A 13944-nucleotide genomic window follows, 5' to 3' on the forward strand; every position below is an offset into this window, starting at 1 on the left:
ACCGGCAGCCGCAGCAGCGCGACGCAGATCAGTTTCGTACGAGTGACGTGAATGGGACATGAAGACCTGCGCAGGAAGCAGAATGCCAAACGGCCGCGCGCGGTTCCGCCGCACCGCGCGACAAAGTGCGCCGGTGACCGATGCTGCGGCGGGAACGCCGGATCAACCACGCCGCCAATGGCAGCTCATATGCGGAACGATCACGGTGCCGCTCGGCCGATGCTCTTGAACGTAGGCCGCATTGCAGACCCTGACAGCATTGGGGCCCGGATTGTAGCGCGGCACGACATCGGGCTCCCAGTGTCCCTGATAGCGCGGATAGATCAGAACACGCCGCGGACGCCGCTGCGCCGAGACATCCGTCATCTCGTTGCCCTGGACGGTCAGCAACTGCACGCCGCCGGCCTGTTCGGCCTGCGCGCGCGCCGAAACCAAGATCATGACAGAAGCTGCCAGCGCCGTTCCGGCCAGCATCACCGACATCCGTCTCATGCGAGACCCCCACAACAAATCGTCCGCGGCGAACGGTCGCCGTTTTCACTCCCGGCGTCAACGGCAACTGCGACACATGTCGAGACCCGGATGCATCATGATCAAAGCCCGGCTAGAAGGCGACCATGTGGACTGAATTGAAAGCACCCTCGCTGGCCGACATGGAAGCCATGGCCCACGAGATGTTCGAGCGTCTCCCGGACCATTTCCGCAAGATGTGCGAAGGCGTCATCATCCGCGTCGACGACTTCCCGACCGAGGAGGTGCTCGACGAGATGCAGGCCGAGAGCGAGTTCGACCTGCTCGGCCTGTTCCAGGGCACCGGGCTGCCGTTCCGCAGCGGTGACGACCTGCCGCGGCTGCCCAACATGATCTGGCTCTACCGGCGTCCGATCCTCGATTACTGGGCCGAGCATGACGAGAGCTTCGGCCATATCGTCCGCCATGTCCTGATCCACGAGATCGGGCATCATTTCGGAATGTCGGACGACGACATGGAAGCGATCGAGGCCTCCGTCGACTGACCGGGCGGCGGCCGGATACGGGGATTTGGTCTTTATCCGCACGCCCAATCGGGCTAAACAGCGGCCTGCCCGATACTCTCGAAGGTGCTCCCCGATGGACAAGTTCACCACGCTGGAAGGCGTCGCCGCGCCGCTGAAGATCATCAATGTCGACACCGACATGATCATCCCCAAGCAGTACCTGAAGACCATCAAGCGCACCGGCCTCGGCAAGGGCCTGTTCTCCGAGCAGCGCTACAAGGATGACGGCAGCGAGAACCCGGATTTCGTGCTCAACCAGCCGGCCTATCGCAATTCCAAGATCCTGGTCGCCGGCGACAATTTCGGCTGCGGCTCGAGCCGCGAGCACGCCCCCTGGGCGCTGCTCGATTTCGGCATCCGCTGCGTGATCTCGACCTCGTTCGGCGACATCTTCTACAACAACTGCTTCAAGAACGGCATCCTGCCGATCCGCGTGTCGCAAGCCGATCTCGACAAGCTGTTCGACGACGCCGAGCGCGGCGCCAACGCGACCTTGACGATCGACCTCGCCGCCCAGGAAATCCGCGGCCCCGACGGCGGCACCGTCAAGTTCGAGATCGACCCGTTCCGCAAGCACTGCCTGCTCAACGGGCTCGACGACATCGGGCTGACGCTGGAGAAGAAGGCCTCGATCGACAGCTTCGAGGCCAAGCTCGCCGAGCGCGCCTGGGCTTGAGCCACGCCTGACGGCAGAGAGTTCGCGGGCCCCGGACCTCGTCCGGGGTCTTGTTTCGAGAGCACCCCGAACACAGGTCCGCCGTTGCCGCGCGTCTTGCCCGAGGTCGTGACGTTCTGGCGCGGCCCACTCGACCGGCTGCGCCAGACCTGCCTGCGCTCGCAGCTGGCCGCCGGCCACAATGTCACGGTCTACAGTTTTGATCCGCTGCCCGGCCTGCCCGATGGCGTCGGCAATGCCGACGCCGAGGCCGTGCTGCCTTACGCATTCTCCGAGCGTCTCAGGCCGCCGCTGCCGGACGGCAGCTGGCGCGACTGGACCACACTGCAGTTCAGCGATTTCTTCCGCATGCGGCTGATGGCGCAACGTGCCGGGCTCTGGCTCGACGCCGACGTGCTGCTGCTGCGTCCCGTCGAGCTCGATCCCGCCTTGCCTTATTTCGCCTGGGAGCGGCCACGGCAGCTCGGCAACTCCGTGCTGTACCTGCCGCCGGATGACCCGATCGTCGCCGAGTTCGATGCACTGATGGCGCAGGACGCGCTGACGCCGAACTGGCTGTCGCTGCGCCACCGGGTCACGTTTGCGCTGCGACGGCTGCGCGGCGGCTCCGACCGCCTGTCGGACATCCGCGTCGCCATCTTCGGCCCGGCCGCGCTCACCGCCCTGGCCCGGCGCCACGGCTCGCTGCGCCACGCGCTGCCAAAGCGCAGCTTCTATGCCGTCCACGCCGAGCCCCGGGCGTTCTTCGATCCGTCCGACTTCTCCGGCCTGATCAACGATCCCGGCATCGTCGGCCTGCACATCTCGCCCAAAGGCCGCGGCGGCGAGGCGCCCATCCCGGGCAGTCTCTATGCGTGGGCCACCGAGCGGTTCGGCGCCTGACGACCTGCGCCTCCGGCAGAGCAGTTCCGCTGCTTGATCTACCGCAACGTTCGTCTCGCCGGCCGGTGTTTGATTGCAGGCAATCATCGGAGACTTGCCATGCCTGCCCAAGCCAAGCCCTATCCTCGGGTCCAGTTCCTGATCGACACCTTCTCGCAATGGCTGCGGCACCGGCGCGAGCTCAGCGAGCTGCGGCAGCTGGATCGCGACGATTTCGACCGCATCGCGATGGACCTGCAGGTCACGCCGGCGGATCTCGACGAGCTGGTCCGCCACGGCGAGCACGCTGCCGACGAGCTGCCGCTGATGCTCAAGGCGCTCGGCATTGACGAGGCCGCGCTGTCGCGCGCGGAGCCGCTGGTGCTGCGCGACATGGAGCGGGTCTGCGCGATGTGCAAGGACAAGCCGCGCTGCCATCGCGACCTCGCGGCGGGCAAGGCCGGCGAGCACTATGAGGAATACTGCCTCAACGCTCCGACCATCGACCGCCTCGGTGCCGCCATCGTCAAGCACTGATCGCCGTCCGCCCTTCCAATTCAGCGGAGCAACGCGATGAGTCGGCCGAATCTCCACCGCAACACTTGGCTCCATGTCGGCGCCGCGATCCTGCTCGCGCTTGCCGCGATGCTGCTGATCCGGCTGCACTATGCCGGCGGCGCGACGCCCGCGGCGGACAGCGTGCAGGCCGGCCGCAAGCTGGCGGAAGCCTGGTGCAGCCCCTGCCACGCCATCGACGCCAGCGGCGCGCGCAACCAGACCAGGACGGCGCCGGATTTCGCCGCCGTCGCCAACATGCCGTCGACGACCGAGCTGTCGCTGAAGGTGTTCCTGCAGAGCAGCCACCCGACCATGCCCAACGTCATCCTGACGCCGGAGCAGCGCGGCGATCTCGTCAACTACATCCTCAGCCTCAGGCAGATCTGACGCGGCGCGTCCTCCTCCGTCGCAACTACTTCGCCACCGCCGCGATCGCATCCGCGATCGCGATCGTGCGCTTGGCCATCTCGGCATGCAGCCGCTCGACCATGCGGCCGTCGAGCTGGATGGCGCCGCGCGACGCATTTTCCGGCAGCTCGAACGCGGCGAGGATCTTGCGGGCCTCGGCGACTTCCGCCGCCGGCGGCGTGAAGATCGCGTTGCAGGCGTCGATCTGACCGGGATGGATCAGGGTCTTGCCGTCGAAGCCGAGGTCGCGGGCCTGGATGCATTCCTGCGTGAAGCCGTCGGTGTTGGCGAAATCGCTGTAGGGCCCGTCGAGAATCTCCAGCCCATGCGCGCGCGTCGCCAGGATGCAATGGCTGATCATCGGCAGCATCGTCGAACGTCCCGGCACCATGCGGATGCGGGTCTCGCGCGAGATGTCGTTCGGTCCGAAAACGAAGCCGGCGAGCCGCGAGCCGGCCTCGTGCACCGTCGCGGCGAGCCGGTCGGCATCGAGCACGGACCGCGCGGTCTCGATCATCGCCCACACCTTCAGCGCCGGATCGGCGCCGACCTCGGCGAGACGGTTGGTCACCGTACGGAGATCCTCGACGGTCGACACCTTGGGAACCAGGATGCCGTCGGTCGCCGCCTGTCCGGCCATGGCGACATCGTCGCTCCACCACGGCGTATCCAGGCTGTTGATGCGGATCAGCAGTTCCCGCTTGCCGTAGCCATCGGCCGCGACCGCCTTGGCGATCTGCTCGCGCGCCGCCGCCTTGGCGTCGGGGGCCACCGAGTCCTCAAGGTCGAGGATCAGGCCATCGGCCGGCAGGTTCCGTCCCTTCTCCAGCGCGCGCGCATTGGAGCCGGGCATGAACAGAAGACTGCGGCGCGGGCGGATCATGTCGGCGTTTCCCTTGGTTTATCGAGGCGTCCCGCGATACCATTTCGGTCGCCGGGCCGAAAGGCTTGTTCCCCGAAGCCGCATGTGTTTAGGCAAGGCCCATGATCTCGTTCCCGCATCGTCTGCTCGAGGGCTATCGCGCCTTCACCACCCAGCGCCTGCCGACCGAACAGAGCCGCTATCTGGAGCTCTCGGAACGTGGCCAATCCCCCGAAGTGATGGTGATCGGCTGCTGCGACTCCCGCGTCTCGCCGGAGGTGATCTTCGACGTCGGCCCCGGCGAATTGTTCGTGCTCAGGAACATCGCCAATCTGGTGCCGATCTATCAGCCCGATGCCAACGCCCACGGTGTGTCGGCGGCGCTGGAATATGCCGTCACGGTGCTGAAGGTGAAGCACATCGTCATCCTCGGCCATGCCCAATGCGGCGGCATCCGCGCCTTCGTCGACAAGGCGGCGCCGCTGTCGCCGGGCGACTTCATCGGCCGCTGGATGTCGATGTTCATCAAGCCCGGCGAGGTCGTCGAGCAGCGCGACCGCGAGAGCTTTCAGGACTTCGTCACCCGGATCGAGAAGGCCGCCGTGTTCCGCAGCCTCGAGAACCTCATGACGTTCCCGTTCGTGCGCAGCCGCGTCGAGGCCGGCGACCTGCAGCTCCACGGCGCCTATTTCGGCGTCGCCGAGGGCTCTCTGTTCGTGCTCGACAAGGTGGCGAAGGAATTCAAGAGCGCGCGCGCTGGCGAGTAGCGAATTGGGGGGTGCGAGTAGATTCGATCTCAATTCCCTATTCGCCATTCGCTACTCTCTATTCGCCCCCCATCAATGCTCGCCTGACCATCGATCCGACAGCGCCAGCATCAGGGTCGACACCACGAAGGTCATGTGCACGCCGACCAGCCACGCGAGCTTGACCGAGTCGTAGCCGGCGTCGAGGTTCATGAACGCCTTCAACAGCTGGATCGCCGAGATCGCGACGATCGAGGCCAGCAGTTTCTGCTTCAACCCGGCGAAGTCGACCTTCGTCATCCATTCCGGCCAATCCGGATGGCCGTTCGGATCGATGCGCGAGACGAAGTTCTCGTAGCCGGAGAACACCACGATCAGCACGAGATTTCCGGTGAGGCAGACATCGATCAGGCTGAGCACGCCGAGGATGATGTCGCTCTCCTTCGCGCTCGGCAGATGGATGATGTTCTCCCACAGCAGCAGCACGAACTTGAACAACAGCACGGCGAGGCTGACGACGAGGCCGACATAGAACGGCGCCATCAGCCAACGGCTCCTGAACAGGAAGCCTTCGAGCCCGCGCTCGATCGCCGACGGTTTGTGCTTGTCCGAGATGGACGCCGGCACCGTTGCCGGCTCGGTCGGTTTGCTGTCAGCCACGTTTCGATCCCACCCGAATCCGCTCTGTCGTCCTACACATCATGCAGCCCGCCGGCTGCAAACCTCGCCCCGCTTGCGGCAGGGCCATCGCGTATCGAGATACAGGGCTGTCCCAACGAACAACCCTACTGATGAGTTACTCCGTCATGCCCGGGCTTGTCCCGGCCATGACGACGTGGAGGCAGTCGAATGCAAAACTTCAGTTCCCATCTTGGGAGCGCACCGGTGGTCCCTTACAGTGGTCCTTACGCCGCCTTCTTCTTCGCGGTGATCAGCTTGCGGTTGATCAGCACTTCGGCGATCTGGATCGCGTTCAGCGCCGCGCCCTTGCGCAGATTGTCGGAGACGCACCAGAAGGCGAGGCCGTTCTCGACCGTGGCGTCCTCGCGGATGCGGCTGATATAGGTCGCGTCCTCGCCGGCGGCCTCATACGGCGTCGCGTAGCCGCCCGGCTCGTGCTTGTCGATCACCAGACAGCCCGGCGCACGGCGCAGCACCTCGCGCGCCTCGTCCGCGGTGATCGGCTGCTCGAACTCGACATTGACCGCCTCGGAGTGGCCGACGAACACTGGCACGCGCACGCAGGTGGCGGTCAGCTTGATCTTCGGGTCCAAAATCTTCTTGGTCTCCGCCATCATCTTCCACTCTTCCTTGGTGAAGCCGTCTTCCATGAAGACGTCGATGTGCGGGATGACGTTGAAGGCGATGCGCTTGGGGAATTTCTTGTTGACTAGCTCATCGTTGGTGTAGACGGCCTTGGTCTGCGAGAACAATTCGTCCATCGCATCCTTGCCGGCGCCGGAGACGGACTGATAGGTCGAGACCACGACGCGCTTGATGTGCGCCTTGTCGTGCAGCGGCTTCAGCGCGACCACGAGCTGCGCGGTCGAGCAGTTCGGGTTGGCGATGATGTTCTTCTTGGTGAAGCCGGCGGCAGCGGCGGCATTCACCTCCGGCACGATCAGCGGCACGTCGGGATCCATGCGCCACGCCGACGAATTGTCGATCACGACGGCGCCGGCGGCGCCGATCTTCGGCGACCATTCCTTCGATACCGATCCGCCGGCGGACATCAGGCAGATGTCGACATCGGCAAAATCGTAGTGCTCGAGCGCTTTGACCTTCAGCGTGCGATCGCCATAGGACACCTCGACGCCGACGCTGCGGCGTGAGGCGAGCGCCACGACCTCGTCGGCGGGGAATTTGCGCTCATCGAGGATGTTGAGCATTTCCCGTCCGACATTGCCGGTCGCGCCGACCACTGCGACTTTGTAACCCATCGTTCACTCTCCGAAGAAATATGGCCGACCGCGTTTATCAGCGGAAACGGAAGCGGCAGCGCTTCTATGCGAGAAACGTCCCTGACACAACGTTACCACGATGTCTCGCATTCGATGCTTCCCGATTCGGCCAGAACAGCCGCCGCGCCCCGCAATCCCCCGATCTCGTCGGCCCTCAAGGCCGTGGTCGATGAGATCTGCGGGACGTTCGCGCGCCTGTTCGCCTATGTGGGGGCTCTGGCGCTGATCGCCATGCTCGGCGCGGCCGCCTGGAGCCGTCTCGACGGCGGCGACGGGGTCGATTTCGCCGCCCGGCCGGGCTGGGCCCCAGCCGACGGCGCCGCTCCGGCGTTTTCGCTCCGCCTCACCGACCAGCCCGACAAGACCGCGACCTACACCGTGCTCACCCATGCGGCGGGCGGCCGCAAGGACGTGCTGCGCTGGGGTGAGCGGGCGGGCCGGCCAGCGGCCGAAATCGAAGTCTACCGGATCGGACCGGAGCGCGAGGGCATGCGCAACCCGGTCGGGCAGCTCGCGTCGCGCATGGGTCGCCACGCGCCCGATCTCGAAGCGGCGGGGATCGTCGATAGCCGGTTCGGCCCGGTCAGCCTGCTGCGCCAGGCCGGCGCTCCGGACGGCCCAGGCGCCTGCCTCGGCTTTCTGAAGACGATCGCCGTCCCGGCGCTGCGCATTTCCGGATGGTCCTGCCAGGGCGTCGCGCTGCAGACCCGGCGCGCCGCGGTCGGCTGCATGCTCAACCGCCTGACCCTGCTGTCGTCGGCTGCCCACGACCCGGCCCTGACCGAGCTGTTCGCCCAGGCCGAGCCGCGCCGCACCGACTGCGATGTACCGGGGGTCGCCAAGACCCTCAACGACTGGATCAGCGCGCTCGACAATCCCAAGCTGCGCGGCCCGCTCTGAGCCAACGGATCGCGTCTGCCTGTTGCGGACTGTTTCGGGCCCTGTCCAAACGTTCGGCGCTCGCGGCAAGTTACGGATTTTGATGCAACTTTCCCGCCACAGCGGGCATTTATCTTGGCCGTCGCCGCCGGAATGACCTTGTGATGCCACAGCCGACGCAGATATTGTGCGGGCCAAATCATGCGCATGGCGAGCGCCCGCCCCTTTTGGCGCGAGGAAGAGGACGTGATGATTGAATTTTCTGCCATGACCCGGGCCTTGACCTTGGCGGCGGTCGCCGCGACCGGTCTTGCTGCGGCGTCGCTTGCCGTCACGTCCGCTGATGCCGCCCCCAGCAAGCGCCGCGTGACAGTGGTCAGCACCGCCGGCAGCCCGAACTATTCCTACCAGGCCGGCCCGCGCACCCGGGTGTTCGTCAGCAAGCGCTCCTTCCTGGACGGCGGCACCGAGGTGCTGCCCGGCGATCGCAAGTTCACCGACTACGCCTTCCCGCCGACCGCCGGTTATCCGTCGTTCGCCCGCGAGAACCTCAACCGCCCGATCGACCGGCAGCCGCTGATGGCGCCGACCGATCTCGGCGGCTATCCGCGGGGCATTCCGCTGTACTGAGCGGCACGGCATGATTGGATCTGGGAAGGCCGGGCTATGCCCGGCTTTTTCGTTTCGGGGCACGGCGTGATTGCAGGCACGGCATCTCATCCTCGCGCCCGCTTTCGCGTCCGAGCATTTGGTGTCTCGTCGCCCTCTCAAAGCAAGGGCGCAGGGAAGGCCGGGCCTCGGCTGAGGCCCGTGGCCCCCGTGCGGAAAGAATGCACGGGGCAGGAACCACAGGTACAGCCGGCTTGACCCGGCCCTCCCTGCGCGATGGTTTTCACGCTTACTCTGCGCTCTCCCCGGTGTCCGGCCTGTTAGCCACCGTCGTCCGGCGGATCATCATCACCACCGAACTTGGCGCCAGCTTCGGGGCGCCAGGACCACGCAGCTTCACGTCCGCAAGAGCCTCGTTCGTCCGCACATCCGTCAAGGACATGCTGCGAGCCCTCGCGGCCACCGCATCCCCACCTCACGCCTCGTGACGACCGCGAAACGCCCCTTGCCGGTGAAGCAGGATGCGGTGAAGAGAGCACGAATTCTGGAAAAGCGAAACAAAAATCTTGCAACGGGTGCGCTGAATCCGGTCATCAGACTGAAAGCGCGGGCGAAATGAGTGTTTGGACGCAGGGGATTTTGCGCGGTATGGCGCGGGCGCGGCCGGCTCCGTCGAAGCAAGTCGCGCAAGCGCCGCGAACCGAGTCGCCCGTCGGGCAGCGAGACCTTCACGGTCCCGCGCGGCGCCAGGACTCGGCATATCCGAATTCGTTCGAGTGACCCGACCGGGGGATCCGATGATTGCCGCGTGGCCGCAACAGGCTTCCTGCCGCGAAGGCAGCAGCTGAGACAGTCCCGCACCCTGCGGCCATCAGTCCCGTGGCGTGGCGCTCCTGATCTGATTGGCCTGGCCAGTCGCAACAAAGCGGCGTCGGTCAAAACGACGCGCTTTGTGACGGACATGCGGCCAGCAATCGGGCATGCTCGATAGCTTGCCGCAAGCGGAATACCTCAACGAAGCGTCTTCAGCGCTGCTCCAAACGCGGCCACGGCATCGTCGATATCCTGCTCGGTCGTAGACCAACCCATGCTCAGCCTGAAACTCGATTGAATTTGCTGCGACTTCAAGCCGATCGCCGTGAGAACGTGGCTTGCGTCAGCCCCAGTTGTGCACGCCGACCCGACTGAAAAATGCACGCTCGGGACCCTTCGCATGAGCAATGCGGCAGGGATCCGATCAAATCCACCATTGAGATTGTTGCAGAGTCCGCGTTCGGCGTCACCATTCGTGAAAAATGGGCCGACGGAATACAATCCATCCAATAAGCGGCGCTTAAGGAGGCGCATACGTGAAATTTCGCCATCAATGTTCTCCACCAGGGCCAGCGAAGCCGCAGCCATGCCGGCACAAAGCTGAACGGGCGTCGTGCCGGGCCGCATGCCGCGCTCTTGACCGCCGCCGACCAGCAAAGGGCGCATGTCGTCGACAACGGTCGCACTGCAAACGACCGCGCCAATGCCTTGAGGCCCGCCGTATTTGTGCGCAGTGAAGCTGACATAGTCTGCACCAAACGCCTTCACGCTGGCTCGGATCTTGCCAACCGCCTGGGCTGCATCCGTGTGAAATCGAGCGCCGGTCGCGGCGCATAGGCGACTAATCTCCTCGAACGGCTGAATCGTCCCGATTTCGTTGTTTGCAGTCATCACCGAGATCAACGTGGCGCCTTCAGCGAGGGTTCTTCTGAGAGCGTCCAGATCGATGACGCCCCGGCCGTCCACAGGCACTACGGAAACCCTCGCTCCAAGCTCTTTCGCGCGGATGGCACTTTCCAGCACGCATTTGTGCTCGATGCAGGACACGACCAAATGGGCTCCTGGCCGCCGCCCCTCGGACATGATGACCAAGTTGTTTCCCTCGGTCGCGCCACTCGTGAAGACCAGGGACTCTCCTGAAGCACCCACGACCGAGGCCGTTGCTCGTCTGAACTTCTCGAGGTGATGTCGCGAAAGCTTGCCCCGCTCATGCGCAAGCGCGCTGGCGTTGCCGAAATAGTGCTCCATGCACCGCTTCACAGCCTCAATCGCTTGGGGACGTGGTCGGTCAGTCGCCTGGTGATCCAGGTAGACACCGGATATCGTACCGGAAAAGAGAGAACTGCTGGTCGTTGCCATGATATCAATCTACTCAACGACCTCGACCCACGCGTCATTGGCCGCGTGCTGCACTACGTCGCCGATCATGTGGGCCGAGATCGAATGCTCCATCATGATGGCCTGTACCTGTTCCAGGGCCGTCGACCTGACAGCGACGAGCAAGCCTCCATTTGTCTGAGGATCAGAAAGAATGAGGCGTCTGTGCTCCGTCACATCACTCACGAATCGAACCTTGTCCTGATAGGCATGCAGATTCTTCTCGCCCAGATTCGGCACCGCGCCCTCTCGGGCAGCGCCGGTGATTCCCGGCAGAAGCGGCACCTTCCCCGACCGCAAACGAAGCTTGACCCCGCTTCCCTCAGCGACTTCGGTCATACGCCCCAACAGGCCGAAGCCGGTAATGTCCGTCATGGCTGAAACTGGACTCAGCGATCCCAGACGCGCTCCGACCCGATTGGATTGCCGAAGCGTTTCCAGCGCCACAGCATAGTCCTCACTGGTCAAGACACCTTGCTGGTGCGCCGCGATCGCGATGCCGCTGCCCAACGGTTTCGTCAGGAGAAGAACGTCGCCTACCCGCGCGCCCGATTTGCGCTTGACCACATCCAAGGGCGAGATGGAGAACACCGACAGACCGACGATGGGCGCCTCCCCGAGAATCGTGTGCCCGCCGACTATGGTGCAATTGTCCTCGCGGCAAGCCCGCGAGATGCCCCGCATGAGGTCCTGGCCAATCGCCACTGCATGGTCGCCGTAGGGCAGGACCAGGACGACATCAGCGTACATCGGTCGCAGGCCGCACGCAAAGATGTCGCTGAGGGCGTTCTTGGCCGCGATCTCGCCGGCCACAACTGCATCATCCACGATCGGATTCTGGAAATCGATCGATGACACCAATGCGAGTTCGTTGCCTATCGGCAATATGGCCGCATCGTCCTTCGCTTGATCAGCAAGACTTGCACGACCCAGCTCGGGTAATGGCGCACAAGGCCGCCAGCTCCCGCGCGCCAAGCTTGCACGAACATCCGCCAGTTCGCGCATAGCTCGTGAGACTGATACCACTCATGCTATCGTTTCTTTCCTCACTGTCGACCGTGAGAGTTGGATGAATTAGATCACGTGCCCCTGCGGGAGCATCACCAGTTTTGGTATGTTTATTCGTTTTGGCATGTCGATGAGCCACGTCACGACGTCAGCGACGTCGGTCGGCGACAGCGGATCAATGTTTCGCGAGATCGACGGATGGATCGCCTGGTCGCGGTGCAGTTCAGTTCTGCACAATCCGGGCGCAACGCAAGAAACGCGAATGCTGGTTCTGGCGAACTCCATGCGAAGCGCCTCGCACAGGGCTTCCAACGCGTGCTTGGTGCCCGCGTAGGCGCCACCACTCTCACGAACCTTGTAGCCCATGACACTCGAAATATGGATCAGATCCCCCACCCCGCGTTGCTTGAAATACCTCAACACGAGATACGAGAGCCGATAGGCGCATTCGACGTTGATGCGCACCATTTCGCAGGCTGCATCGACGTCGATCTCGTCGACCAGTCCCGTTTGGTTCCGACCAGCAGAGTTGATGACACAATCGATGTGCCCGAACCGCTGAATCGCCTCAGCGATCAGTCGCTCACAGGCCCCTTTTTCGGTCAGATCGCCTGCGATCCAACCCAAGTCGGCGACGTCCTCCGCGAGTGCGCGCAGACGGTCGCCACGGCGCCCATGGGCCATGACTGCAAAGCCGCGCCTCCCCAGCGTCCTGGCAATGGCCATCCCGATTCCGCTGGATGCGCCGGTCACGACAGCCACGGTCTTCGCGGCCTTCGTTGCACCATCACGACGGCCTGCATCATCAGCGACCATCACGCCAAATTCCTTGCAGGCAATCGGACTGCGCGACGCTCTCTCCGTGCATCGAGAACCTTCGCGAACGCGGACTCGAGATCGTTCAGATCTGCTAACTTCAGTGCCGGGGACAGCGGAACATCGATCGTGAGGTCCAGCATTCGGCTCGTTGCCGACAGCATCGCCCTGATCTCAGACCACGTCTTTCCCGGATAGAGAAACTCCCAATTCCAAAAAGATCGAATGTTCGGCCGTCCGAGAATGCCGAAGCAGCCGGCATCGACCCCTTCCGCACTCAATGCGTCAGCCACCCATTGGGCATCTTCAGAATCGGAGTCGGAAAGCTGGAAGACGATGTAGTGCCCTAGTGTTGCTTCAGCGGCGCAAGAGCGACGCGGCAGCACCTCGGGATAGGAGGCAAGGAATGTGCATAGCCGCCGATAGTTCCGCTGTAGCGTTGCCAGGCGGTGCGGCAGCTTCTCCAATTGGACACGAGCGATTGCGCCTCGAATCTCGTCCATGCGAAAATTGAACAACGGAAACTCTTGTTCTCTCGCCATCATTTCCCACGAGCAATGCTTGCGCGAACGCGTTTCATAGGCGCCCGACAGCAACACGGCCTTTTCGAACAGATCCGCATGGTTCGTGAGAAGAAATCCGCCCTCGCCCGTATTGAGGGATTTGTCGGCCTGCGTGCTGAACGCGCCGAAGTGGCCGAACGTGCCGAGATGCCTTACGCCCATCTTCGCTCCCATCGCCGGGACTGCGTCCTCGACAACCGGCAACGAGTGACGTCGGGCCACATCAAGAATGGCTTCAATATCTCCCGCCTGCCCACGTTGATGCACCAGCAGGACGGCCTTCGTCCTGCTGGTGATCCGCGCCTCGAGGTCAGCCGGATCCATGTGGATGTGCCGATCGACGTCCGCGAGAACAGGCCGCGCGCCCGACAGTATGATACTGCTTGGATCGGCAGCGAAGGCAAAGGATGAGCAGATCACCTCGTCGCCGGCCTTCACACCCAGCGCCATCAAGCTGAGCGCAATTGCCGCCGTCCCGCTGGAAACCGCGAGCGCGTACTTGACGCCGAAATATGCACACAGCTCGGCTTCGAATCGTCCGACCTCGGTATCGGCGAGGGGTCGAGCGTCATATCGAAACAGAAGCCTGCTCCGCAGGACACGATTGACGGCTTCAGTCTCCCTTTCGTCAAGATCGACATCGCCCTTGTCGAACCGTGGCCAGTGCGCCGTTCGCACCGGCCTTCCGCCCTCGATAGCAAGATGGTTGAACGCCATAGGTCTATTGCCTCCTGTTCGGCACGTGGTTGGCAACCGTCATGTTCTGCTGT

General features: G+C 63.8%; 16 protein-coding genes. 8 read left to right on the plus strand and 8 right to left on the minus strand.

The features are described from left to right. Positions 1–162: 162 nt before the first annotated feature. Complete coding sequence (locus tag ACQR07_RS30190) at positions 163–474, minus strand: hypothetical protein (RefSeq protein WP_434905788.1); 312 nt, start codon at positions 472–474, stop codon at positions 163–165. Between the two features lie 143 nt (positions 475–617). Between ACQR07_RS30190 and ACQR07_RS30195 the strand changes: the two genes are divergently transcribed. The 5 genes from ACQR07_RS30195 (at position 618) to ACQR07_RS30215 (ending at position 3519) form a co-directional block, all read left to right on the plus strand. Continuing rightward, positions 618–1016: a metallopeptidase family protein gene (locus ACQR07_RS30195; protein WP_434905717.1), complete on the plus strand. Its 399-nt coding sequence runs from the start codon at positions 618–620 to the stop codon at positions 1014–1016. Positions 1017–1110: 94 nt separating this feature from the next. Then, positions 1111–1713 (plus strand): 3-isopropylmalate dehydratase small subunit, encoded by a 603-nt coding sequence (leuD, locus tag ACQR07_RS30200; protein ID WP_434905718.1) that lies wholly within the window; start codon positions 1111–1113, stop codon positions 1711–1713. Between the two features lie 84 nt (positions 1714–1797). After that, positions 1798–2595 carry a hypothetical protein gene (locus ACQR07_RS30205; RefSeq protein ID WP_434905719.1) on the plus strand — a complete coding sequence of 266 codons (798 nt, stop codon included), beginning with the start codon at positions 1798–1800 and terminating at the stop codon, positions 2593–2595. A gap of 99 nt (positions 2596–2694) precedes the next feature. After that, a complete protein-coding gene (locus ACQR07_RS30210) occupies positions 2695–3111 on the plus strand; it encodes a hypothetical protein (RefSeq protein ID WP_434905720.1) in 417 nt (138 codons plus the stop codon). Between the two features lie 36 nt (positions 3112–3147). After that, the gene (locus tag ACQR07_RS30215; protein WP_434905721.1) at positions 3148–3519 is read left to right on the plus strand and encodes a c-type cytochrome; all 372 of its coding nucleotides are present in this window, start codon (positions 3148–3150) and stop codon (positions 3517–3519) included. A 25-nt stretch (positions 3520–3544) separates the two neighbouring features. Here ACQR07_RS30215 and ACQR07_RS30220 read toward each other — a convergent pair whose 3' ends face one another. Further along, a complete protein-coding gene (locus tag ACQR07_RS30220; protein WP_434905722.1) occupies positions 3545–4423 on the minus strand; it encodes an HpcH/HpaI aldolase/citrate lyase family protein in 879 nt (292 codons plus the stop codon). A 101-nt stretch (positions 4424–4524) separates the two neighbouring features. Between ACQR07_RS30220 and ACQR07_RS30225 the strand changes: the two genes are divergently transcribed. Continuing rightward, positions 4525–5169, plus strand: coding sequence for a carbonic anhydrase (locus ACQR07_RS30225; RefSeq protein WP_434866484.1), 645 nt, complete (start codon positions 4525–4527; stop codon positions 5167–5169). A 72-nt stretch (positions 5170–5241) separates the two neighbouring features. Here ACQR07_RS30225 and ACQR07_RS30230 read toward each other — a convergent pair whose 3' ends face one another. Next, positions 5242–5775: a TIGR00645 family protein gene (locus tag ACQR07_RS30230; RefSeq protein ID WP_434905789.1), complete on the minus strand. Its 534-nt coding sequence runs from the start codon at positions 5773–5775 to the stop codon at positions 5242–5244. Between the two features lie 278 nt (positions 5776–6053). Beyond that, complete coding sequence (locus tag ACQR07_RS30235) at positions 6054–7088, minus strand: aspartate-semialdehyde dehydrogenase (protein WP_434905723.1); 1035 nt, start codon at positions 7086–7088, stop codon at positions 6054–6056. A gap of 114 nt (positions 7089–7202) precedes the next feature. Here ACQR07_RS30235 and ACQR07_RS30240 point away from each other — a divergent pair, with 114 nt between their 5' ends. Together ACQR07_RS30240 and ACQR07_RS30245 are read left to right on the plus strand one after the other, a co-directional pair. After that, entirely contained in the window at positions 7203–8009 is an 807-nt protein-coding gene (locus ACQR07_RS30240) for a hypothetical protein (protein WP_434905724.1), read from the plus strand. Between the two features lie 228 nt (positions 8010–8237). Continuing rightward, a complete protein-coding gene (locus ACQR07_RS30245) occupies positions 8238–8618 on the plus strand; it encodes a hypothetical protein (RefSeq protein WP_434905725.1) in 381 nt (126 codons plus the stop codon). A gap of 990 nt (positions 8619–9608) precedes the next feature. Here ACQR07_RS30245 and ACQR07_RS30250 read toward each other — a convergent pair. The 4 genes from ACQR07_RS30250 to ACQR07_RS30265 form a co-directional block, all read right to left on the minus strand. Further along, complete coding sequence (locus ACQR07_RS30250; RefSeq protein WP_434905726.1) at positions 9609–10769, minus strand: cysteine desulfurase family protein; 1161 nt, start codon at positions 10767–10769, stop codon at positions 9609–9611. Between the two features lie 9 nt (positions 10770–10778). Then, positions 10779–11792, minus strand: a complete 1014-nt coding sequence (selD, locus tag ACQR07_RS30255; protein ID WP_434905727.1) for a selenide, water dikinase SelD — start codon at positions 11790–11792, stop codon at positions 10779–10781. Between the two features lie 69 nt (positions 11793–11861). Continuing rightward, positions 11862–12611, minus strand: coding sequence for an SDR family oxidoreductase (locus tag ACQR07_RS30260; RefSeq protein WP_434905790.1), 750 nt, complete (start codon positions 12609–12611; stop codon positions 11862–11864). Next, complete coding sequence (locus tag ACQR07_RS30265) at positions 12611–13891, minus strand: DegT/DnrJ/EryC1/StrS family aminotransferase (RefSeq protein ID WP_434905728.1); 1281 nt, start codon at positions 13889–13891, stop codon at positions 12611–12613. The genes ACQR07_RS30260 and ACQR07_RS30265 overlap by 1 nt, the downstream gene beginning before the upstream one ends. Positions 13892–13944: the final 53 nt, after the last annotated feature.

Source organism: Bradyrhizobium sp. HKCCYLS20291 (assembly GCF_051167715.1).
Lineage (GTDB): Bacteria > Pseudomonadota > Alphaproteobacteria > Rhizobiales > Xanthobacteraceae > Bradyrhizobium.

Bases quoted from the DNA above. Each gene is read 5' to 3' on its own strand.
- ACQR07_RS30245 (WP_434905725.1), top strand. From the start codon at position 8,238: ATGATTGAATTTTCTGCCATGACCCGGGCCTTGACCTTGGCGGCGGTC.
- ACQR07_RS30195 (WP_434905717.1), top strand. From the start codon at position 618: ATGTGGACTGAATTGAAAGCACCCTCGCTGGCCGACATGGAAGCCATG.
- ACQR07_RS30190 (WP_434905788.1), bottom strand. From the start codon at position 474: ATGCTGGCCGGAACGGCGCTGGCAGCTTCTGTCATGATCTTGGTTTCG.
- selD (WP_434905727.1), bottom strand. From the start codon at position 11,792: ATGCGCGAACTGGCGGATGTTCGTGCAAGCTTGGCGCGCGGGAGCTGG.
- ACQR07_RS30235 (WP_434905723.1), bottom strand. From the start codon at position 7,088: ATGGGTTACAAAGTCGCAGTGGTCGGCGCGACCGGCAATGTCGGACGG.
- ACQR07_RS30225 (WP_434866484.1), top strand. From the start codon at position 4,525: ATGATCTCGTTCCCGCATCGTCTGCTCGAGGGCTATCGCGCCTTCACC.
- ACQR07_RS30260 (WP_434905790.1), bottom strand. From the start codon at position 12,611: ATGGTCGCTGATGATGCAGGCCGTCGTGATGGTGCAACGAAGGCCGCG.
- ACQR07_RS30250 (WP_434905726.1), bottom strand. From the start codon at position 10,769: ATGGCAACGACCAGCAGTTCTCTCTTTTCCGGTACGATATCCGGTGTC.
- ACQR07_RS30240 (WP_434905724.1), top strand. From the start codon at position 7,203: ATGCTTCCCGATTCGGCCAGAACAGCCGCCGCGCCCCGCAATCCCCCG.
- ACQR07_RS30220 (WP_434905722.1), bottom strand. From the start codon at position 4,423: ATGATCCGCCCGCGCCGCAGTCTTCTGTTCATGCCCGGCTCCAATGCG.
- ACQR07_RS30265 (WP_434905728.1), bottom strand. From the start codon at position 13,891: ATGGCGTTCAACCATCTTGCTATCGAGGGCGGAAGGCCGGTGCGAACG.
- ACQR07_RS30215 (WP_434905721.1), top strand. From the start codon at position 3,148: ATGAGTCGGCCGAATCTCCACCGCAACACTTGGCTCCATGTCGGCGCC.
- ACQR07_RS30210 (WP_434905720.1), top strand. From the start codon at position 2,695: ATGCCTGCCCAAGCCAAGCCCTATCCTCGGGTCCAGTTCCTGATCGAC.
- leuD (WP_434905718.1), top strand. From the start codon at position 1,111: ATGGACAAGTTCACCACGCTGGAAGGCGTCGCCGCGCCGCTGAAGATC.